At 43.8% G+C, this 20,028-nt stretch carries 22 protein-coding genes; all 22 read left to right on the forward strand.

The window, feature by feature from the left end:
- Window positions 1-8 precede the first annotated feature (8 nt).
- Window positions 9-722, forward strand: a complete 714-nt coding sequence (locus K1I43_RS06385; RefSeq protein WP_009373686.1) for a demethylmenaquinone methyltransferase — start codon at window positions 9-11, stop codon at window positions 720-722.
- 11 nt (window positions 723-733) lie between these two features.
- Complete coding sequence (hepT, locus tag K1I43_RS06390) at window positions 734-1,696, forward strand: heptaprenyl diphosphate synthase component II (protein WP_009373685.1); 963 nt, start codon at window positions 734-736, stop codon at window positions 1,694-1,696.
- Between the two features lie 121 nt (window positions 1,697-1,817).
- Window positions 1,818-2,264: a nucleoside-diphosphate kinase gene (gene ndk / locus K1I43_RS06395; protein WP_009373682.1), complete on the forward strand. Its 447-nt coding sequence runs from the start codon at window positions 1,818-1,820 to the stop codon at window positions 2,262-2,264.
- A 100-nt stretch (window positions 2,265-2,364) separates the two neighbouring features.
- Window positions 2,365-3,135, forward strand: coding sequence for a CheR family methyltransferase (locus tag K1I43_RS06400; protein ID WP_009373681.1), 771 nt, complete (start codon window positions 2,365-2,367; stop codon window positions 3,133-3,135).
- Between the two features lie 108 nt (window positions 3,136-3,243).
- On the forward strand, window positions 3,244-4,413 hold the full coding sequence (aroC, locus tag K1I43_RS06405) for a chorismate synthase (protein ID WP_009373679.1): 1,170 nt from the start codon (window positions 3,244-3,246) through the stop codon (window positions 4,411-4,413).
- Complete coding sequence (aroB, locus tag K1I43_RS06410) at window positions 4,413-5,552, forward strand: 3-dehydroquinate synthase (protein WP_019417619.1); 1,140 nt, start codon at window positions 4,413-4,415, stop codon at window positions 5,550-5,552. The genes aroC and aroB overlap by 1 nt, the downstream gene beginning before the upstream one ends.
- Window positions 5,512-5,892 (forward strand): chorismate mutase, encoded by a 381-nt coding sequence (gene aroH, locus K1I43_RS06415; protein ID WP_026011657.1) that lies wholly within the window; start codon window positions 5,512-5,514, stop codon window positions 5,890-5,892. The genes aroB and aroH overlap by 41 nt, the downstream gene beginning before the upstream one ends.
- A 168-nt stretch (window positions 5,893-6,060) precedes the next feature.
- Window positions 6,061-7,566 (forward strand): anthranilate synthase component I, encoded by a 1,506-nt coding sequence (gene trpE / locus K1I43_RS06420; protein WP_026011656.1) that lies wholly within the window; start codon window positions 6,061-6,063, stop codon window positions 7,564-7,566.
- Window positions 7,559-8,569 carry an anthranilate phosphoribosyltransferase gene (trpD, locus tag K1I43_RS06425; protein ID WP_019417616.1) on the forward strand — a complete coding sequence of 337 codons (1,011 nt, stop codon included), beginning with the start codon at window positions 7,559-7,561 and terminating at the stop codon, window positions 8,567-8,569. Before trpE ends, trpD begins: the two co-directional genes overlap by 8 nt.
- Window positions 8,562-9,323, forward strand: coding sequence for an indole-3-glycerol phosphate synthase TrpC (trpC, locus tag K1I43_RS06430; RefSeq protein WP_019417615.1), 762 nt, complete (start codon window positions 8,562-8,564; stop codon window positions 9,321-9,323). Before trpD ends, trpC begins: the two co-directional genes overlap by 8 nt.
- Window positions 9,320-9,955: a phosphoribosylanthranilate isomerase gene (locus tag K1I43_RS06435; protein WP_019417614.1), complete on the forward strand. Its 636-nt coding sequence runs from the start codon at window positions 9,320-9,322 to the stop codon at window positions 9,953-9,955. The genes trpC and K1I43_RS06435 overlap by 4 nt, the downstream gene beginning before the upstream one ends.
- Window positions 9,949-11,145, forward strand: coding sequence for a tryptophan synthase subunit beta (gene trpB / locus K1I43_RS06440; protein ID WP_019417613.1), 1,197 nt, complete (start codon window positions 9,949-9,951; stop codon window positions 11,143-11,145). The genes K1I43_RS06435 and trpB overlap by 7 nt, the downstream gene beginning before the upstream one ends.
- Window positions 11,142-11,984 carry a tryptophan synthase subunit alpha gene (gene trpA / locus K1I43_RS06445; protein WP_019417612.1) on the forward strand — a complete coding sequence of 281 codons (843 nt, stop codon included), beginning with the start codon at window positions 11,142-11,144 and terminating at the stop codon, window positions 11,982-11,984. Before trpB ends, trpA begins: the two co-directional genes overlap by 4 nt.
- Window positions 11,926-13,041 carry a histidinol-phosphate transaminase gene (hisC, locus tag K1I43_RS06450; RefSeq protein ID WP_019417611.1) on the forward strand — a complete coding sequence of 372 codons (1,116 nt, stop codon included), beginning with the start codon at window positions 11,926-11,928 and terminating at the stop codon, window positions 13,039-13,041. The genes trpA and hisC overlap by 59 nt, the downstream gene beginning before the upstream one ends.
- The gene (locus K1I43_RS06455; RefSeq protein ID WP_019417610.1) at window positions 13,023-14,126 is read left to right on the forward strand and encodes a prephenate dehydrogenase; all 1,104 of its coding nucleotides are present in this window, start codon (window positions 13,023-13,025) and stop codon (window positions 14,124-14,126) included. The genes hisC and K1I43_RS06455 overlap by 19 nt, the downstream gene beginning before the upstream one ends.
- Window positions 14,127-14,140: 14 nt before the next feature.
- On the forward strand, window positions 14,141-15,427 hold the full coding sequence (aroA, locus tag K1I43_RS06460) for a 3-phosphoshikimate 1-carboxyvinyltransferase (RefSeq protein ID WP_019417609.1): 1,287 nt from the start codon (window positions 14,141-14,143) through the stop codon (window positions 15,425-15,427).
- 89 nt (window positions 15,428-15,516) lie between these two features.
- Window positions 15,517-16,770, forward strand: coding sequence for a tetratricopeptide repeat protein (locus K1I43_RS06465; RefSeq protein WP_009373664.1), 1,254 nt, complete (start codon window positions 15,517-15,519; stop codon window positions 16,768-16,770).
- A gap of 31 nt (window positions 16,771-16,801) precedes the next feature.
- A complete protein-coding gene (locus tag K1I43_RS06470) occupies window positions 16,802-17,326 on the forward strand; it encodes a ReoY family proteolytic degradation factor (RefSeq protein WP_033383409.1) in 525 nt (174 codons plus the stop codon).
- A gap of 103 nt (window positions 17,327-17,429) precedes the next feature.
- Window positions 17,430-17,864 carry a YpiF family protein gene (locus K1I43_RS06475; RefSeq protein WP_220382622.1) on the forward strand — a complete coding sequence of 145 codons (435 nt, stop codon included), beginning with the start codon at window positions 17,430-17,432 and terminating at the stop codon, window positions 17,862-17,864.
- Between the two features lie 129 nt (window positions 17,865-17,993).
- Complete coding sequence (locus tag K1I43_RS06480; RefSeq protein WP_009373661.1) at window positions 17,994-18,503, forward strand: Rieske (2Fe-2S) protein; 510 nt, start codon at window positions 17,994-17,996, stop codon at window positions 18,501-18,503.
- Between the two features lie 3 nt (window positions 18,504-18,506).
- On the forward strand, window positions 18,507-19,181 hold the full coding sequence (gene qcrB, locus K1I43_RS06485) for a menaquinol-cytochrome c reductase cytochrome b subunit (RefSeq protein WP_006319468.1): 675 nt from the start codon (window positions 18,507-18,509) through the stop codon (window positions 19,179-19,181).
- Window positions 19,182-19,206: 25 nt separating this feature from the next.
- Window positions 19,207-19,974, forward strand: coding sequence for a menaquinol-cytochrome c reductase cytochrome b/c subunit (locus tag K1I43_RS06490; protein WP_009373659.1), 768 nt, complete (start codon window positions 19,207-19,209; stop codon window positions 19,972-19,974).
- Window positions 19,975-20,028 lie beyond the last annotated feature (54 nt).

Raw genomic sequence — 20,028 nt, forward strand, 5'->3', positions numbered from 1 at the left:
GGATTTTTATGCAACAGTCGAAAGAAGAACGTGTTCATCGCGTATTTGAAAAAATTTCAGATCATTATGATCGTATGAACTCAGTCATTAGCTTTAAACGTCATGTCGCATGGCGAAAAGATACGATGAGACGAATGAATGTACAAAAAGGAGCGAAAGCGCTCGATGTCTGTTGTGGAACAGCAGATTGGACGATTGCGTTAGCGGAAGCGGTCGGGCCGAGCGGCGAAGTGTACGGGCTTGATTTTAGTCGCAATATGTTAAAAGTCGGAGAAGAAAAAGTGAAAGAACGAGGGTTTCAACATGTGACGCTCGTGCACGGAAATGCGATGAGCTTACCGTTTCCTGACAACACGTTCGACTATGTGACGATTGGTTTCGGATTGCGTAACGTTCCCGACTATATGACCGTATTAAAGGAAATGTATCGTGTCGCAAAGCCAGGCGGAAAAGTCGTTTGTTTAGAAACGTCACAACCAACGCTCATCGGTTTTCGACAACTGTACTATGCATATTTTCGTTACATCATGCCTTTTTTTGGGAAAATTTTTGCAAAAAGTTATGAAGAATACTCATGGTTGCAAGAGTCGGCACGTGAATTTCCGGGAATGGACGAGCTAGCAGACATGTTTCGCCAAGCCGGTTTCGTACGCGTACAAGTGAAACCGTATACGTTCGGAGTGGCAGCGATGCATCTCGGATATAAACCTGATGGACGTTAAGGTGAATAGTGATGAAGCTAAAAGCGATGTATTCGTTTTTAAACGGAGATTTAAACCGAATTGAAGAACAACTAAAAATGACGGTGCAAACGTCTGATCCGCTCGTCAATGAAGCATCGTTACATTTGCTTGAGGCGGGCGGAAAGCGCATTCGTCCGGTTTTTGTTTTACTTGGTGGACAGTTTGGCACATATCATTTCGAGAAAATGAAACGGGTAGCTGTCGCTCTTGAACTTATTCATATGGCTTCTCTTGTCCATGACGATGTCATTGATGGCGCGATGTTGCGACGTGGAAAAGAGACGATTCAAGCGAAATGGGGCGACCAATTTGCCATGTACGTTGGGGACTATTTGTTCGCTCGAGCGCTTGAACAAATGTGTGAAATTGATGATCCGGTTGCCCATCATATTTTAGCGAAAACGATTGTCGAAGTATGTCGTGGGGAAATTGAACAAATTAGCGACAAATATCGCTTTGACCAAAATTTGCGTCGCTATTTACAACGAATCAAAAGAAAAACAGCTTTACTTATTGCGGCAAGCTGTCAGCTTGGCGCCGTCGTGGCAGGGGCGCCTGAAGCGGTTCATAAAAAGCTATACTGGTTTGGTTATTACGTTGGGATGTCTTTTCAAATTACAGACGATATTCTTGATTTTATCGGAACAGAAAAACAGCTCGGCAAACCAGCAGGCAGCGACTTATCGCAAGGAAATGTGACGCTCCCTGTTTTGTATGCGATGAAAGAGCAAGCAGTAAAAGAACAAATTATGCGAGTAAATGAACATACAACAAGTCATGAAATGGCGCACGTGATTGATGGGATTAAGCAAACAAACGCTATTGAGAAATCGTACGAACTCGGAGATCGTTACTTGCAAAAAGCGCTTCACACATTACAAAAGTTGCCGCGCAACCGCGCTTGGACAGCATTGTATAACATTGCGAAATATATCGGAAAACGAAAATATTAGACGGATGAAAAGAAAAAATTAAATCGTTTTCATGGCGAATATTGCTAATTTTCATATAAGGTGATATAATTGCGGAGGAGTGAATTCCAATACATAACGTATCAGGGGTGGAGAATTCGTCATGGAAAGAACATTTCTAATGGTCAAACCAGATGGGGTACAACGCGGTGTCATTGGTGACATCGTTGCGCGTTTTGAGCGCAAAGGCTTTCAGCTTGTAGGTGCAAAGCTTATGCAAGTATCGCGCGAGCTTGCTGAACAACATTACGCAGAGCATAAGGAGCGCCCGTTTTTTGGTGAACTTGTTGAATTTATTACGTCCGGTCCAGTATTCGCGATGGTATGGGAAGGCGAAAACGTCATCGCTACAGCTCGTCAAATGATGGGCAAAACAAACCCGCAAGAAGCGTTGCCTGGTACAATTCGTGGCGACTTCGGTTTAACGGTCGGAAAAAATATTATTCACGGTTCTGACTCAAAAGAAAGCGCAGCGCGCGAAATTCAACTATTTTTCAAAGAAGAAGAGCTCGTTTCTTACAGCAAACTGATGAACGAGTGGATATACTAATAAAAAGGTAGGCATACGCCTATCTTTATTTTTTTATTCCTGTTTTTTCACATTTTCGTTATACTGTATTTATGAAAGAAAAGGAAGAGGAGTTTTTTGTATGAGTGATTATCAACAATTTATTGCAAACGTGAAACGAAAAACAGGCATTGATTTAGCGCTGTATAAAGAAGCGCAAATGAAGCGGCGCTTAACTTCCCTATACGAAAAAAAAGGATTTAAAAATTTCGACGAATTTTTTCGGGCGATGAATCATGATCAAGCGTTGTTTCATGAATTTTTAGATCGCATGACGATTAATGTATCTGAATTTTTCCGCAATGTGAAACGATGGGAAGTGCTTGAAAAAAAGATTATTCCAAAACTTCTTGAAAAAAATAAACGTTTAAAAGTATGGAGCGCTGCTTGCTCGACAGGAGAAGAGCCGTATACGTTGGCAATTATTTTGTCCAAATTTATGCCGTTATCGCAAGTCAGCGTGCTAGCGACTGACATTGATGATAACGCGATGGCTCGGGCGAAGCTCGGCATTTATATGGAACGTTCCCTTCAAGAAGTGCCAGAAGATGTGAAGAAAAAATTTTTTGTCAAAGAAGGATCTCATTACAAAATTATTGAAGACATTAAACGAACGGTCACATTTAAAAAACATAATTTGCTGGCCGACCCGTTTGATACAAATTTCGATTTAATCGTTTGCCGCAACGTGCTCATTTACTTTACGGAAGAAGCAAAACATGAATTGTATTTGAAATTTAATCGCGCTCTTCGTCCTGGAGGAATATTTTTTGTCGGTAGTACGGAACAAATTTTTAATCCGACTGCATACGGTTTTGAAGTGGAAGATACGTTTTTTTATCGAAAAATGTAGCCGCGGCCGAACTCGGTCGCTTTCTGTATAATTAAGGGGTTACGTCTGTAGAAAAAATGTGCTATATTCATACATAATCGCTTTAAAGAGATGAAGGGAGAGAGGAAATTGCGGTACTTAACAGCTGGTGAATCTCACGGTCCACAACTGACAACAATTATTGAAGGTGTTCCAGCAGGATTGACGCTTTTAGCAGAGCATATTAACGAAGATTTAGCGCGTCGGCAAAAAGGATACGGTCGCGGACGACGCATGCAAATTGAAAAAGACGAAGTGAAAATTTTAAGCGGGGTTCGTCACGGGAAAACGCTCGGTTCTCCGATTACCCTTGTCGTTGAAAATCGCGACTGGAAACATTGGACGAACATTATGGGCATTGAACCGTTAGCTGACGATACAGAAGAAGTGAAAAGAAAAGTGACGCGTCCACGCCCAGGGCATGCAGATTTAAATGGGGCGATGAAATACGGCCATCGCGATATGCGCAATGTGTTAGAGCGCTCGTCAGCGCGTGAAACAACGGTGCGCGTCGCTGCTGGTGCGGTAGCGAAACGAATTTTGGCGGAGTTAGGCATTCGCGTCGCAAGCCATGTCGTTGAAATTGGGGGCGTCAAGGCCGAGCATACTGCATATACATCGTTAGAAGAGTTGCAACGAGTGACTGAGCAATCCCCTGTTCGCTGCTTTGATGCAGAAGCGGAAAAAAAGATGATGGCGGCCATTGATGAAGCAAAAGAAAAAGGTGATTCGATCGGTGGAATTGTCGAAGTCATTGTCGAAGGTGTTCCGGTTGGCGTTGGAAGCTACGTCCATTATGATCGCAAGTTAGATGCAAAAATTGCCGCAGCTATTGTAAGCATTAATGCGTTTAAAGGGGTTGAGTTTGGTATCGGCTTTGAAGCGGCACGCCGCTTTGGAAGTGAAGTGCATGACGAAATTATATGGAGCAAAGAAACGGGATATACGCGAAAAACGAATCGACTTGGCGGATTTGAAGGCGGAATGACGACAGGGATGCCGATCGTTGTGCGCGGGGTGATGAAGCCGATTCCGACGTTATATAAACCGCTTATGAGTGTCGATATTGAAACGAAAGAACCGTTTGCCGCAAGCATTGAACGTTCAGACAGTTGTGCAGTCCCTGCCGCAAGCGTTGTCGCTGAAGCAGTAGTGGCGTGGGAAATTGCTGCAGCCATTGTCGAACAATTTGGACAAGATCGCATGGATCTGATTATTGAAAATGTCGAAAACATGCGTCGGTACGCAAAGGAGTTTTAATGATGAAACGCATTCACATCGCTACGCCGTCGAAACGATATGAAGTGGTCATTGGGAATGAATTATTGCACATGATTGATCGAATGATTGATCGCGTTTGCCCGCATGTGACAGCTGTGCTCATCATTACAGATGAAACGGTCGCTTCGCTTTATTTAGCTGATGTGCAACAAGCTCTTCATCAAACATATGACCGTGTGTACGCGCATATTATTCCGAGTGGGGAAGAGGCAAAGTCGTTTGAACAATTTTATGCTTGTCATACGGCAGCGTTAACAAACCATTTAGATCGTGATTCATTAATTGTTGCGCTTGGCGGAGGGGTCGTCGGAGATTTAGCTGGTTTTGTCGCAGCAACATATATGCGAGGCATTCGATTTGTTCAAGTGCCGACGACATTATTAGCGCACGATAGCGCTGTTGGAGGAAAAACGGCCATCAATCATCCGCTTGGAAAAAATATGATTGGTGCTTTCTATCAACCTGAACTCGTTTTTTATGATATTTCTTTTCTATCTACGCTCCCAAAAAGAGAAATGCGGTCTGGTTTTGCGGAAATTATTAAACATTCCTTAATTTACGATCGCGCTTTTTTTGGGTGGTTACAAGCGAACGTACAAAAGATAGAGGATTTGAATGGCGACCGATTACAATATGCGATTCAAAAAGGAATTGAAATTAAAGCAGCAGTTGTCTCGCAAGATGAGAAAGAGCATGGGGTTCGCGCTCATTTAAACTTCGGTCATACGCTCGGGCATGCGCTAGAAAGCGAGCTTGGATACGGGGTGATGACGCATGGAGATGCGGTTGCCCTCGGGATGTTGTTTGCCATTTTTGTCAGTGAACGTTTTTACAACCAACCGCTTTTTTACTCGTCGTTTCGGACGTTATTTCATCATTACGGCTTTCCGACTTCGCTTCCGCCGCACGTATCGCCTGAACGTTTGCTTGAAAAAATGAAAAAAGATAAAAAGGCGAAAGATCAAACGGTGCGCATGGTGTTAATGAAAGAGATCGGAACTGTATGTGTAGAACGGATAAGCGATGAACAATTGTTGCAATGGTTATACGCGTTTGCTGAAGAAGGAGGGGAAACATGTGATTCGAGCGATTCGCGGGGCAACGACTGTGAGCAATAACGATGAACGAGAGATTATAGATGAAACGAAGCAATTGCTAATAGAAATGATCCGCCAAAACGATGTGAACGCAGAAGACGTCGTATCGGTACTTATTTCGATGACCGATGATTTAAACGCCACGTTTCCAGCAAAAGCGTTGCGTCATCTCGATGGATGGACGTATGTGCCGGTGATGTGTATGCGCGAAATTAACGTTCCGCAAGCATTGCCGAAATGTATTCGCGTCATGATGACTGTACATACGAAGCGAGCACAGCAAGATATTCATCACGTCTATTTACGCGATGCCATCCAGCTGCGACCAGATTTACAGTTGACAAAAAAGTTAGATATGTAATATGATGGTTCATAAGTTAGCTGAGTAGAGTAAGAGTTGAGTAGAGAATGAGTGAGAGCGGAGCAGAGGATCGTTAAGGTGCGTATGCCTAAAGACTGCCCGTCTTTAGGCTTTTTTGTTTCCTCTTTGTTTCCCCTCATGTTCATTCTCCAAGAAAGGAGAACGATCATGAATATATCTACATTTTTGCAGACAGCTTCCCAATTTCGGACGATTCCGATTGTGCGTCGTTTTTTCGCTGACACGCTTCAACCGATCCAACTATTTATGGCTTTACGTGATGAAGCAGCCTTTTTACTTGAAAGTGGAGACGACATGTCGCCATGGTCTCGCTATTCATTCATCGGCGTTCGGCCGTTCATGTCCATTGAAAGCGATGATGGCAAACAATTTTTTGTGAAAGAGCAACAACAAGTGTTAGCGTGCACCGGGACGATTCAAGAAGCGTTTGCTGTCATGCAGCAACATCTTCACGTTCAACTGTTATCATTAGACGTCCCATTTCGCGGGGGAGCTGTTGGTTATATTAGCTACGATTTTATTTCTTCTATTGAGAAAATTCCTTATCATGCGTATAACGATTTACAAATGAAAATTGTTCATTTCGTCGTTTGTGAATCACTTTTTGCGTTTGACCATGTAAAAAAAGAGTTGTTGCTTATCCATTATGTGCGTGTACACGAAACAGATGATGAGGCAAAACGAGTAGAAAAGTATGAAGCCGCATGTCGAACAATCGATGAGCTTGCGCGCAAAATGGTTCACGGCTGCGATGAACAAGCGCATATGATGTTCGATCGAAACATTTCTGTTTCGTTTGATCGTGTTCATTCGAATATGGATCGACAAACGTTTTACGAAGCGGTAAAAAACATTCAATCATACATTGCAAGCGGAGATGTGTTTCAAACGGTTTTGTCGCAACGATTTGCGATCGAAACGTCCATTGATGGCATTGAGCTATATCGATTATTGCGCCTATTAAACCCATCGCCCTATTTATTTTATTTAAAACTCGGTGCAGAACAAATTGTCGGCAGCTCTCCAGAAAAGCTTATCCAAGTACGAAATCGGGAACTTGAGATCGATCCGATCGCAGGGACGCGTCGTCGTGGAAAAGATGAACGAGAAGATCGTGCGCTCATGAATGAGTTACTTCATGACCCAAAAGAGCGAGCGGAACATTATATGCTTGTCGATCTTGCCCGCAATGACATTGGTCGTGTCGCTATGTATGGAACGGTTCGTACACCGCAATTTATGCAAGTGGGGAAGTTCTCGCACGTCATGCATTTAATTTCAAAAGTAACGGGAACGCTTCGTCAAGACGTTCATCCGCTTGATGCGTTAATTGCTGCTTTTCCTGCTGGAACGGTGAGCGGGGCACCGAAAATTCGCGCGATGCAAATTATTCAAGAGCTAGAACCGACAGCGCGCAACATATATGCAGGGGCGATTGCGTATATCGGCTTTGATGGAAATATTGACTCGTGCATCGCCATTCGAACAGCGGTGTTAAAAAATAAAATGGCATATGTGCAAGCAGGGGCGGGGGTCGTTGCTGATTCATTGCCCGAGCTAGAATGGAAAGAAACGAGAAATAAAGCGAGCGCTCTCATTCATGCCATTCAGCTGGCAGAGCACGTATTTAAAGGGGGAGAACAACGTGTTTGAACAGTTGTTGCATAAATGCGCTAGACGTGAAACGTTAACGGAACATGAGGCGTATGAAGCGATGCATGCGATGATGAGTGGGGAAGTGGATGAAAAGCAAGTGGCCGCTTTTTTAGCTTTATTACGGTTTCGCGGTGAAACGGTCGATGAGCTTGTCGGCTTTATTCAGGCGATGCGTGAACGAATGAAAACAGTTTCCCTTGGGGAAGCGGTCATTGATACGTGTGGAACAGGCGGAGACGGAAAAGGGACGTTTAATATTTCGACAGCGGTCGCTTTGCTTGTTGCTTCGCTCGATGTAGCGGTTGCAAAACATGGAAATCGGGCGGTGTCATCGAAAAGCGGAAGCGCAAATGTCATTGAACATTTTCACATTCCGATGCCGAAGACGGAAGAAGAAGCCAAAAAAGCGTTGCGTACCCATCGACTCGTCTTTTTATTTGCTCCATTTTATCACGAGGCGATGAAGCATGTTGCCCCTGTTCGCCAAAGTTTAAAAATGCGAACGGTATTTAATTTGCTTGGGCCGCTCGTTAACCCAGCTCAACCGAAACGACAAGTGATCGGTGTACATGGTGAAAAAGATGCGCGAAAAATGGCGGAAGCGCTGCGGCGAATCGGAACAGAACATGCCGTATTCGTTACAAGCCGCGACGGCTTAGACGAATGTAGCATTGCTGCCGAAACAACAATGATTGAACTAAAACACGGACAGATCATTCAACGTGTCATCGCTCCAGAACATGTAGGTTTACCGCGCGGGCGGTTGTCCGACATATGTGTTCATAGTGTAGATGAAAGTGCCCAACTCATTGAGCGCGTGTTTGCCAACGATGCGAATGAAAGTGCAACCCATGTCGTTGCACTAAATGCAGGCGTTGCTTTATATGTCGCTGGTGTCGTATCGCATATTTCAGATGGCGTAAATATGGCAAAACGCGCGATTGAGGACGGCTGTGCATATGCGTATTTACAAAGATTAAGAGGTGAACGGTATGCTTGAAACGATTTTGCAAACGAAAAGAGAAGAAGTGGCAGCGTTACAATTACCTGAACCGTGCGAACGACTTTCTCGGCGCTCGTTTTATGACGCATTAGCAAAGCCGCGCCGCTTTTTAGGGTTAATTGCGGAAGTGAAAAAAACATCTCCGTCGAAAGGCGTCATTCGACAACATCTGAATGTTGTTGATATTGCGCGTGCATACGAACAAGCAGGTGCAGATGCTGTATCCGTATTAACGGATGAACGATATTTTGCTGGTCACCGCTCATACGTCACACAGGTGAAAAAACATATTGAAATACCCGTTTTACGTAAAGACTTCATTATCGATCGCAAACAGCTTGTTGAAAGTGTCCGTATTGGTGCAGATGCGATTTTGCTCATTGGCGAGGCGCTCGATCCAAGTTTTTTACACGAATTATATGAAGAAGCGCACGAGATGGGGCTGCAATGTTTAGTGGAAGTGCATGCACCGAAAACGGTAGAGGCCATTTTAAAACGGTTCACACCGAAAGTGCTTGGCATTAATAACCGTGATTTAATGACGTTTCACACATCGCTTCATGTAACAAAACAAATCGTTCCGCTACTACCAAATTGCATCATTGTGAGTGAAAGCGGCATTCACACATTCGATGACGTGCAAACCGTACAACAAGCAGGTGCACATGCGATGCTCGTCGGCGAAGCGCTCATGCGCAAGCCAGATGTTCGGGCGGCTGTTTATGAATTGTTTGGGGAGCGTTGTGTATGACCGTTTTAAAATATTGTGGCAATCGCTCATTGCAAGATGTACAACTTGTCGCTAAAAGCGAGGCGGACTATATCGGATTCGTATTTGCTGAAAGTAAGCGAAAGGTCAAACCGCAAGATGTGCAGCGATGGCTATCTGTCGTTCAACTGGAAACGAAACAAATTGTTGGCGTCTTCGTTCATCCAACAACGACGTCTGTCGCTTCTGTTCTTGAGCACGTTCCTTTATCGATCATTCAATGTCATGGGATGGAGACGATACAAACGGTAAAGCAATTAAAAGAAACGTTCCAACTTCCTGTTTGGAAAGTCATTCATCATGCTCCAGAGGCGTGGACATATATGCGCGCTTGGAAAGGAATCGCGGACGGTTTTGTTATTGATAGCGGTCGGAAAGGAGCGTGGGGCGGAACAGGCATTTCGTTTGATTGGCGCGTTGTTCCTTATTACATGGAAGAAGCGACTCGCCAAGGTGTACCTTGTTTCATTGCAGGAGGCATTACACCAGATAACGTCGAACAGTTGTTGATGTATGAGCCGTTCGGGATAGACATGAGTAGCGGAATTGAAGAAAATGAGCGGAAAAGTGAACAAAAAATAAAAACCATTGAACAGAAGGTGAAAACATGTTGACATTACCAAATGAACGTGGCCGTTTTGGGATGTTTGGTGGAAAATTTGTGCCTGAAACATTAATGCGTCCGTTAGCTGACATCGAACAACAATTATATGAAGCGTTAGCGGATCCTTCGTTTCACGCTGAATATATGCGTCATTTGTATGAATATTCGGGACGACCGACCGCTTTAACGTTTGCAAAAAACTTGACAGAACGATTAGGCGGGGCGAAAATGTACTTTAAACGTGAAGACTTGAACCATACAGGTGCTCATAAAATTAACAATGCGATTGGCCAGGCGTTGTTAGCGAGACGAATGGGAAAACGAAAAATTATCGCTGAAACGGGTGCCGGACAGCATGGAGTAGCGGCGGCGACCGTAGCCGCTCGTTTTGGGATGGAGTGTAAAGTATTTATGGGCGAAGAAGATGTGAAACGGCAAGCATTAAACGTCTTTCGCATGAAATTGCTAGGTGCGCAAGTCATTCCGGTGAAAAGCGGCAATCGTACGTTAAAAGATGCGACAAACGAAGCAATTCGTTATTGGGTCGAGCATTGTGATGATCATTTTTATATGATTGGCTCTGTCGTTGGACCTCATCCGTATCCGATGATGGTGCGGGAATTTCAACGCATTATTGGAGAAGAAGCGCGCGAACAAATGTTAAAAGCAGAAGGAAAACTTCCTCATACAATTATTGCTTGTGTTGGTGGCGGAAGTAATGCGATCGGCATGTTTCATCCCTTTTTAGACGATAACGTGGAATGTATCGGTGTTGAAGCGGCTGGAAAAGGAGTGCACACGACGGAACATGCCGCCACAATCACAAAAGGAACAAAAGGAGTCATTCACGGTTCGCTCACATACGTATTGCAAGATCAACACGGTCAAATTACAGAACCGTATTCGATTTCAGCCGGTTTAGATTATCCGGGTGTCGGACCGGAGCATGCGTATTTAGCACACGTTGGACGCGTCCGCTATGAAAGTGTCACAGATGACGAAGCGATCGCTGCCCTTCAAATGACAGCAGAAACGGAAGGGATCATCCCGGCAATCGAGTCCGCACACGCGCTTGCCAAAGCGTTTCAAATCGCTCCCCTTCGCTCACGCGAGGAAATCATTCTTGTTTGTTTATCAGGAAGAGGAGATAAAGATGTGCAGACAGTGATGAACTATTTGGAAGGGGATGGACAGAAATGAAACATTTTATTCCATTTATCGTGGCAGGCGATCCGTGTGAAGAAGTGACGGTTGATTTAGCGATCGCTCTTGAACAGACAGGGGCAACGATGTTAGAGCTCGGCGTCCCTTACTCAGATCCGCTTGCAGACGGACCGATCATTCAACGAGCAGCGAGTCGGGCGTTGAAAAATGGCATGACGTTAACAAAAGCGCTTGCTCTCATCGGCCAAATGCGAAAAAAAGGTGTAAAAATTCCGATTATTGTCTTTACGTATTATAATCCTGTGTTACAATTAGGAGAAGAACGCTTTTTTGCTTTAGCGCAACAAAACAGTGCGAGCGGCGTGCTCATTCCAGATTTGCCGTTCGAAGAAAGCGAGCATATGAGAACGTTAGGCGAAACGTACGACATTCCTTACATTTCGCTTGTCGCTCCAACGTCTCATGAACGCATCGCGATGATTGCATCGAAAGCACAATCGTTTTTATATTGTGTCTCATCATTAGGTGTCACAGGTGTTCGGGACTCGTTACCGACACAATTGCACGAATTTTTGCAACAAGTGAAATCATATAGCCGTGTTCCTGTTGTCGTCGGATTCGGCATTTCGACGGCAGAACAAGTGGAGCGACTTCAACATGTATGTGATGGAATCGTCATCGGCAGCGCCATTGTACAAAAAATTGAACAACTTCAAGACGAATTAAACGACGTGCATACGCGTCAAGAGGCGCTTCGTGTTTTTTCGCAATATGTCGCTTCGCTCATTGAACCATTGAAAATGAGGGTGAGAAAAAATGAAAGTGAAACAACAACTAAAACAACTAAAGCCGTATCAACCGGGCAAACCGATTGAAGAAGTAAAACGCGAATATCAATTAGAGACAGTCATTAAGTTAGCATCAAATGAAAATCCGTACGGTTGCTCATCGCTCGTTCCACAAGCGATCACTGCCGAGCTTGCTCATTTGGCGTTGTACCCTGACGGATATAGCCGATCGTTGCGCGAGGCACTCGCTAAGCATGTTGGCGTCAATGAAAAGCAACTCATTTTTGGAAACGGTTCGGATGAAGTTGTTCAAATCATTTGTCGCGCATTTTTGCAAAAAGGAACGAACACGGTGATGGCTACACCAACGTTTCCTCAATATCGTCATAATGCGATCATCGAAGGGGCAGAAGTGCGTGAAATTCCGCTTCAAGACGGACATCATCATTTAGAAGCGATGCTTGAAGCGATCGACGATGATACGCGCGTCGTTTGGATTTGCAGCCCAAACAATCCGACAGGTACGTATGTCAATGACGCTTCTTTGCGTGCATTTTTAGACAAAGTACCTAAACATGTGCTCGTCGTTGTCGATGAAGCGTATTATGAATACGTGCAAGCGGATGACTATCCAAATACCGTTTCTTTGCTTCAACAATATGAAAATATGATGATTTTACGCACGTTTTCAAAAGCATACGGATTAGCCGCGCTTCGTATCGGATATGGCATTGGACATGAGCATATGTTACAAGCGATGGAGCCGGCACGCGAGCCATTTAATACATCTCGCCTTGCGCAAGTCGCTGCATTGGCCGCATTAAACGACCAAACATTTATTCAACAATGTGTCCAAAAAAATAAACAAGGGTTAAACCAATTTTATTCTTTTTGCGATCAACACGGTTTGCGTTACTACAAGTCTGAGGGAAATTTCATTTTAATTGATTTTGGCTTTAGCGGTGATGAAGTGTTTACGTATTTGCTTCAACGTGGCATCATTGTACGTTCAGGATGCGCTCTCGGTTTTCCGACAGCTGTGCGCATTACAGTCGGATCGGCAGAACAAAACGAAACGATCATCCGAGCGTTAACAAACATGTTGAAAGAAAGAAGGGAAAAACTTTGCGAGGAAACGTCTTAATTGCCGGTCTTGGCTTAATTGGAGGTTCGATTGCGCTTGCGATCAAGCGAGCGCATCCGGACGCGGTAATGATTGGATATGATGTATCAGGCGAGTCGTTGCGTTTGGCTCGCTCACTTGGCGTGATTGATGAAGCGGTACCGTCGTTTGCTCATGCTGCTTGTGAGGCGGATGTCATCGTGCTTGCTGCACCTGTTGCCCAAACGGAGCAACTGCTTCTTGAATTAGTCGATCTTCCTTTACGACCACACGTCATTGTAACAGATGTAGGAAGCACGAAAGAGCGCATTGTGAAACAAGCATGGCCGTTATTAGAACAAGGAGTCACGTTTATCGGCGGACATCCGATGGCCGGTTCACATAAAAGTGGAGTTGCGGCTGCGCGTGCCCACTTGTTCGAAAATGCCTTTTACATTTTAACACCGACAGAACATGTAAAAGAAGAAAATATAGTGCGATTAAAGCGATGGCTTGAAGGAACGAAAGCACACTTTGTTACATTAACACCAAAAGAGCATGACCGCATTGCTGGCGTCATTAGTCACTTTCCGCACATCATTGCGGCAAGCCTCGTTCACCAAGCGCAACAGTACGAACGGGAAGATGAGCTTGTGAGTCGATTAGCAGCAGGCGGCTTTCGTGATATTACGCGCATAGCTTCTAGCAATCCAGAAATGTGGCGTGATATTTTCATACATAATAAAGACGAATTGTTACAGCTATTTGATCGTTGGATAGAGGAAATGAAAAAAATTCGTACGTACGTTGCTGACGGGGATAGCGAACGAATTTATCAATACTTTCATGACGCGAAACAGTTTCGCGACGGGTTGCCTGTCCGAACGAAAGGAGCGATTCCTTCCTTTTACGATCTATATGTTGATGTGCCAGACTATCCAGGGGTTATTTCTGAAATTACTGGTTATTTGGCAAAAGAGCGTATTAGCATTACGAATATTCGCATCATTGAAACGCGAGAAGATATTTACGGCGTGCTTCGTTTAAGTTTTCAAACAGACGATGATCGGCAACGCGCGAAACATTGCATCGAAGCGAATACGAACTACGAAACGTATGTTGTGTAAAAGAGGGTGAGATTGTGAATTTAAAAACAAATGTCCATGCATTACGAGGAGAAATTGCTGTTCCAGGTGATAAGTCCATTTCTCACCGTGCCGTTATGTTTGGAGCATTGGCGAATGGAACGACACGGGTGACCAACTTTTTAACAGGGGAAGATTGTTTAAGCACCATCGATTGTTTTCGGAAAATGGGTGTAGCCATTACGCAACAAGGAAATGAAGTGATCATTGAAGGAAAAGGAATCGACGGCTTAAAAGAACCTACACATATATTAAACGTCGGCAACTCAGGTACAACTACCCGTTTATTGTTAGGGATTTTAGCTGCTTGTCCGTTTCATGCTTGTTTAATTGGGGATGATTCGATTGCTAAACGGCCGATGGATCGTGTCACAAAACCGTTAAAACAAATGGGCGCACACATCGATGGAAGGGAACAAGGAAGATATACACCGTTAGCGATACGTGGCGGACAACTCCAGCCCATCACATATCATTCCCCAGTTGCAAGCGCGCAAGTGAAATCGGCCATTTTGCTTGCAGGATTGCATGCGGACGGAACGACGACAGTAATCGAACCACACCAATCGCGCGATCATACCGAGCGAATGTTGCGGGCATTTGGTGCAGAGGTGTGTGTGGACGGATTGAGCGTCTCTATTACAGGACGGCAAACGCTTCGCGCGATCGATATAGAAGTGCCGGGAGATATTTCTTCAGCAGCTTTCTTTTTAGTGGCTGGTGCGATCGTTCCAAACAGCGAAATTACGCTAAAGCATGTCGGAATAAACCCGACGCGCACAGGGATTATTGATGTGTTGAAAAATATGGGAGCAGACATTTCCATTGAAAATGTTCGCCACGAAGAAAGTGAACCGGTAGCTGACATTACTGTTCGCACATCGACGTTAAAGGCAACGCATATTGGTGGTGACATCATTCCTCGATTAATTGATGAAATTCCAATTATTGCTCTTTTGGCGACGCAAGCAGAAGGAACGACAGTCATTACAGATGCGAGCGAGTTGAAAGTGAAAGAGACAGATCGAATTGCGACGGTCGTGTCTGAATTGCGAAAGCTTGGCGCACACATTGAAGCGACAGAAGACGGAATGATTATTCATGGGAAAACGCCGCTACATGCGAACGATGTCCTCGTCGATAGTTATGGCGATCATCGCATCGGCATGATGTTAGCGATCGCATCGTGCATCACAAAAGGACATGTTACTCTTCAACGTCCGGAAGCGATTGCGGTGTCATATCCGACGTTTTTTGACCATCTCCGCATGTTACAAAGCTGATTCGATCATGGATCAGCTTCTTTTTTTGCATGCTTATTTGTTCGATGGTATGATAAAGCGTGACGATATGAATGATAAGGGTGAGATTGATGGGAAAACTAGATGAAATCGTGCAACTTGTTGAGCAAGGTGACGTTGAACGTGCGTTAGCGCTTGTGGAGCAAGTGAAACAAAACGGAAGCGATGAAGAGCGATATATGCTAGCGGATCACTTGTTTTCATGGGGGTTTTTAGAAGAAGCAGAAGCGCTCGTTCACCTGCTGCTTGCGCGCTATCCAGATGAACGTGAATTGCAACTTTTTTTAGCAGAAATATATACAGAAATGGATAAAGAGGAAGAAGCGCTTGAGTTGTTGATTGATATAGAAGAAGACGATCCGTATTACGTGCGCGCATGCTTGCTAATGGCGGATCTTTATCAAATGCAAGGATTAGATGAAGTAAGTGAACAAAAACTATTAAAAGCGTACGAAAAAATGCCAAACGAACCACTTGTTCAATTTGCGTTAGCTGAGCTATATTTTACGAGCGGACAATATCAAAAAAGCTTGCCGTATTATGAGCAAGTCATGAAGCAAACAAAAACGATGGCAGGCACAGTGCTTGCTCAACGTATGGCGGAAGCCTATAGTTTGCTAGGTGAATTTGAACAAGCGATGGTTTATTATGAACAAGCATTAAATGAACGTTTCGATGCTCACACGTTATTCCAATACGGATTTACGGCATATCAAGCGGAAGCATATAAAACAGCGATTGCCAAACTAAGTGAGTTAAAGGCGCTTGATCGCGAATACGTGCCGCTTTATTTATTTTTAGCAAAATCGTATGAACAAGAAGGAGATATACAACAAAGTTACGAAATAGCAAAAGAAGGGTTAACCATTGATGAATGGAATAAAGAATTGCTTGTATATGCTGGAAAAATTGCGTTGAAGCTTGGGAAGCGAGAAGAAGCGATCGAGTATATCGAACAAGCGCTTCATATCGATCCGGGCTATTTAGAAGCGTTGTTCATCCAGACAAGCTTGCTGTTTCATGAAGAAAGGTACGAAGATGTCGTTCGTATCATTCAACAAGCGCTCGATCAAGGGGAATACGATCCGCAATTTGAGTGGGAGCTTGCGAAAGCGAAGCAAAAGCTTGAAATGTATGATCAGGCATTAAATCATTATGAAGAGGCATATACTTTTTTTAAAGATGACCCAAACTTTTTATATGATTTTGGCTATTTTTTATTTGAGGAGGGGAGAAGAGAAAAGGCGAAAGACATATTTGAACAACTATTGCGTATTGATCCGACAAACGAAGAGATTGCCCACATGATGTTGCAATTTGAATGAAGATGTCATTCGGATGCAAGGGGGAAAGGGAATGGTTTCTGTCCGGGAGAAAAAAGAGTTCGTGCGCTGGTTTTTGAATAATTACCAATTAAAACGGCGCGAATGTGTATGGATTTTAAACTATTTACTTAGCCATGATGCGCTGATGGAAAAAGTGCATTTTGTAGAACATGCTGAATATTGCCCGCGCGGCATGATGATGTCGACGCATTGTGTCGACGACGTACCGTTTCGGTTTTATAAGCAAAACGTCATTACGACGGATGCAGAAAAATCGTTTCATGACATTCGTTTAAACCGCGATGAAGATATTTTCATTCAACTAAATTTTCGCGGTGCTTTTCATTCGCCACAATATGTGGCGGTGCTTGAAGAAAATCCGTACATGCCAAAGCGGGTGAATAAACAAGATGAACAGCTGGTGGAAACAATCGTTCATCAATCGATTCAACATTTCCAACGGCAAAAAATTATGCGATTAATTGACGAGGCGCTTGATCAGCAAGATGAACAAAAATTTCGCGAGCTGACTGAACAATTAAAAGCGTTGCGTTAACCTTGTGGTTTCGCAACGCTTTTTATGATGTATATTTGTCACAAAATGTTCAAAAAAATACATACACATTTCGTGTAAGATGGAAACATAAGGAGTGATTTGAATGAAATGGACAGCAAAAGATGTGGACATGTATCATCAAGCAAAAGAGTATGTTGATACAGCGCTCGTTCCGTGTATACCGATAGGAAGCACAAGCATGAAAGCGTTTGCTGAAATGAGCGAGCATACGTTGTTTATTACAAATGAAGTAGAAAGACAGTTTAAAGGGAGGGTGATGTTATTTCCACCATTGACATATTTCGTGCAAGAACAAATACAAGCGCGCGTGCATGAATGGACAAACGTACTTAAACAAGCGGGATTTCAGCATGTATGTTTTGTCACTTCACATGCAGACATCGCTGATGAGTCGTTTATTTATGTGCCAGCGCTTCCACTTGAACATGCAGATGAAGCATATAAGCAAAAAGTTGTTCGTCAACAAGTGGAACAAGTGATGGATGCGTTAGTCGCAAAATGGACGTTAAAAAATTAGATAGCGTTTACACTATCATTATATTGACCTTGGTGGAAACATGATATATCATTAGGTTGTCCTAGTTTTATATATGTGTTATAACAATTCGTCCGGATGGACTTAACTTCGCATAGAGGGGGGAAAACGATGAGCGAGAAAAAGCATCGCGTGTCAAGACGGCAATTTTTAAACTACACGTTAACAGGTGTAGGTGGATTTATGGCAGCTGGCATTTTATCACCGATGGTGCGCTTTGCCTTAGATCCAATCTTGAAAGAAGAAGCTGGGCAAGATATGGTTGCAGTTGCCCAAGTGAAAGACATCACGACAGAGCCACAGCGCTTTGACTTTAAAGTAAAAGTAAAAGACGCGTGGTACGAATCAGAAGAGCCAAGATCGGCTTGGGTATTTAAAGATGAAAAAGGGGATATCGTTGCGCTATCACCAATTTGTAAACATCTTGGCTGTACGGTGAACTGGAACGGTGAAAAAAGCAATCCGAACCGTTTCTTCTGTCCTTGTCACTACGGTTTATATGAAAAGGACGGAACGAACGTGCCAAACACGCCACCACCAGCTCCATTAGACCGTTACGAATACGAAGTAAAAGATGGCACGTTGTATTTAGGGAAAGCGAAACCACGAGGGGAGGCGTAATACATGCTTAATAAGATTTATGATTGGGTTGACGAACGGCTAGATATTACGCCTTTGTGGCGCGATATCGCAGACCATGAAGTGCCAGAGCACGTAAACCCTGCGCATCACTTTTCTGCGTTTGTTTACTGCTTTGGTGGATTAACATTTTTCGTGACAGTCATTCAAATTTTATCTGGTATGTTTTTAACGATGTATTACGTACCAGATATTAAAAACGCTTGGGAATCTGTTTATTACTTACAAAACGAAGTAGCATTTGGACAAATTGTGCGCGGCATGCATCACTGGGGAGCAAGTCTCGTTATTGTGATGATGTTTTTACATACGTTGCGCGTATTTTTCCAAGGTGCTTACAAAAAGCCACGTGAATTAAACTGGATCGTTGGCGTACTTATTTTTATGGTAATGATGGGTCTTGGTTTCACAGGCTACTTATTACCTTGGGATATGAAAGCGCTCTTTGCGACAAAAGTAGGATTGCAAATTGCTGAAGCGACACCAGTCATCGGTCCAGCGATTAAAACGTTATTAGCAGGTCATCACGAAATCGTTGGGGCACAAACGTTAACGCGCTTCTTTGCGATTCACGTCTTCTTCTTGCCTGGAGCGTTATTAGGATTAATGGCTGCACACTTCTTAATGATTCGAAAACAAGGAATTTCTGGTCCACTGTAAAATTTAGCATAAGGGAGGGAACGCTATGCATCGCGGAAAAGGGATGAAATTTGTCGGCGACTCGCGCGTACCTGCAATGCGCAAGCCGAACATTCCGAAAGACTATTCCGAATATCCGGGGAAAACAGAGGCGTTTTGGCCGAACTTTTTATTAAAAGAATGGATGGTCGGCTCCGTCTTTTTAATCGGCTTTTTATGTTTAACCGTTGCGCATCCGTCGCCGCTTGAGCGAATTGCGGATCCGACAGATACAAGTTATATTCCGCTTCCAGACTGGTACTTCTTATTCTTATACCAACTATTGAAGTACTCATTTGCATCTGGTCCATATACAGTTGTTGGAGCGATTATTATTCCTGGACTTGCATTTGGTGCGTTATTGCTTGCACCGTTTTTAGATCGTGGTCCAGAGCGTCGTCCATCAAAACGTCCAGTTGCTGTCGGAATGATGTTGCTTACGCTCGCGGCAATCATTTTCTTAACATGGGAATCTGTCGTCACGCACGACTGGGAAGCAGCGGCTGAACAAGGAAAAATTCGTGCGGAAGTAGACATTGACAAAAATGCAGAAGGATATAAAATTTTAGAAGCAAATACATGTTTAACGTGTCACGGTGAAAACTTGCAAGGAGGTCCGGCAGCACCATCGCTCGTTGGCACAGGATTATCTCCAGAAGAAATTGCTGACATTGCGAAAAATGGTAAAGGTGGCATGCCAGGCGGGATTTTCAAAGGCACAGATGAAGAATTGCAAAAACTTGCAGAGTTTGTCGCTGGTTTAAAAGCAGAATAATGTGTAAAAGCTGACTGAACATCAGTCAGCTTTTTTGTACATACGGGAGGTCAA

The sequence above is a fragment of the Anoxybacillus sp. ST70 genome (genome assembly GCF_019553625.1).
Classification (GTDB): Bacteria; Bacillota; Bacilli; order Bacillales; family Anoxybacillaceae; genus Anoxybacillus; species Anoxybacillus gonensis.

Coding starts and splice junctions, on each gene's coding strand:
- K1I43_RS06385 (WP_009373686.1), top strand. CDS start 9: ATGCAACAGTCGAAAGAAGAACGTGTTCATCGCGTATTTGAAAAAATT.
- hepT (WP_009373685.1), top strand. CDS start 734: ATGAAGCTAAAAGCGATGTATTCGTTTTTAAACGGAGATTTAAACCGA.
- ndk (WP_009373682.1), top strand. CDS start 1,818: ATGGAAAGAACATTTCTAATGGTCAAACCAGATGGGGTACAACGCGGT.
- K1I43_RS06400 (WP_009373681.1), top strand. CDS start 2,365: ATGAGTGATTATCAACAATTTATTGCAAACGTGAAACGAAAAACAGGC.
- aroB (WP_019417619.1), top strand. CDS start 4,413: ATGATGAAACGCATTCACATCGCTACGCCGTCGAAACGATATGAAGTG.
- trpE (WP_026011656.1), top strand. CDS start 6,061: ATGAATATATCTACATTTTTGCAGACAGCTTCCCAATTTCGGACGATT.
- trpC (WP_019417615.1), top strand. CDS start 8,562: ATGCTTGAAACGATTTTGCAAACGAAAAGAGAAGAAGTGGCAGCGTTA.
- K1I43_RS06435 (WP_019417614.1), top strand. CDS start 9,320: ATGACCGTTTTAAAATATTGTGGCAATCGCTCATTGCAAGATGTACAA.
- trpB (WP_019417613.1), top strand. CDS start 9,949: ATGTTGACATTACCAAATGAACGTGGCCGTTTTGGGATGTTTGGTGGA.
- trpA (WP_019417612.1), top strand. CDS start 11,142: ATGAAACATTTTATTCCATTTATCGTGGCAGGCGATCCGTGTGAAGAA.
- hisC (WP_019417611.1), top strand. CDS start 11,926: ATGAAAGTGAAACAACAACTAAAACAACTAAAGCCGTATCAACCGGGC.
- K1I43_RS06465 (WP_009373664.1), top strand. CDS start 15,517: ATGGGAAAACTAGATGAAATCGTGCAACTTGTTGAGCAAGGTGACGTT.
- K1I43_RS06470 (WP_033383409.1), top strand. CDS start 16,802: ATGGTTTCTGTCCGGGAGAAAAAAGAGTTCGTGCGCTGGTTTTTGAAT.
- K1I43_RS06475 (WP_220382622.1), top strand. CDS start 17,430: ATGAAATGGACAGCAAAAGATGTGGACATGTATCATCAAGCAAAAGAG.
- K1I43_RS06480 (WP_009373661.1), top strand. CDS start 17,994: ATGAGCGAGAAAAAGCATCGCGTGTCAAGACGGCAATTTTTAAACTAC.
- qcrB (WP_006319468.1), top strand. CDS start 18,507: ATGCTTAATAAGATTTATGATTGGGTTGACGAACGGCTAGATATTACG.
- K1I43_RS06490 (WP_009373659.1), top strand. CDS start 19,207: ATGCATCGCGGAAAAGGGATGAAATTTGTCGGCGACTCGCGCGTACCT.